The sequence below is a fragment of the Shewanella sp. 38A_GOM-205m genome (assembly GCF_000518445.1).
In the GTDB taxonomy this organism is placed as follows: Bacteria; Pseudomonadota; Gammaproteobacteria; order Enterobacterales; family Shewanellaceae; genus Shewanella; species Shewanella algae.
Map to the genome: position 1 here is coordinate 1 of NZ_JADP01000062.1, position 1,021 is coordinate 1,021.

Here is a 1,021-nt window from a genome sequence, read left to right on the forward strand (position 1 = left end):
AGCCGAAAAACATGCAGGAGCGAAGGCAAGCATCCCTACTGCGGTAATTTTATTCAATAATTTCATAGATTCTCCATACGTGATTTATAACGCCCGCAACACCGGACAATTTGAAGCGCAGCGTAAAATTGTTCCGTGTGCTTGCGCTTGTTACATTCAATCACTTTAGCTTCTCATCAAAATAGTGAAGGACACTACTCACTATATTAATTACAAATTTAGCTTCGGCTTCACCTATGAGAGCATCGTTTGCATGCGCAATACTTGCTCTATTTCTAATCGGATTCAACGCATCTAAAACAGAGGTTAGTGAACGCAGCATTTTGTTCATGTCCTCCGACCGCTCACCCATATCTTTAATTTCAGGAACATTCTCCCGAAGACACTTATATAACTCTGTAATGCCGGTATCTGGGCGATAATTTATGCCTCTTTGGTCAAGCTGGTGTTTCAAATACCCATGCAACGCCGTATGCACCCGATCAATTGCACTTACAGGGCCATTACTAGTTAAAAGAGCTTGAGCATCTTCCAAAGCTTTTTCAACAATTTCGCTAGGCGATAGATTTCTTTGTTTAAAACTAGGCACGTAAGTGTTGTCGAGGTATTCCTTATAGATGTCTTGCTTATTGGACTTGATCCATTTTTCGACTTTTGAGTTACGTAGTAACTTCTCAATATTTTCATCGTCCGAATCGTAGATATGCTCTACAACATCGAAAACACAGCCTTCATAATCCTCATCACCCCACTGCAAGCTCCTTAAGAGCCTAGGATGATTCTGAATTAAATCTTCATTTTCAGTTGCATACCCAATCGATTTCCAATCGCCTTTATCAAAAGTTTTAGATATTGCCTCAGAAATCACTGGGATCAGTTTTCTTCTTTGTTCCATTAAATATCTCGTAAGTACCACTTATGGAATGTAACAGCTGTATAGTGCGCATGCGCGTTTTAGTCATCGGAGGAGTGTAAACGCGCATCGCTATCTCTTTGTATTAGTTAAATATAATAGAGTTTA

1 protein-coding gene is annotated in these 1,021 nt (G+C 39.7%); it reads right to left on the bottom strand.

Translation table 11 applies throughout. From position 1 onward, the window contains the following. Positions 1-160: 160 nt before the first annotated feature. On the bottom strand, positions 161-895 hold the full coding sequence (locus N512_RS23865) for an abortive infection family protein (RefSeq protein WP_051472876.1): 735 nt from the start codon (positions 893-895) through the stop codon (positions 161-163). Between the last annotated feature and the right edge of the window lie 126 nt (positions 896-1,021).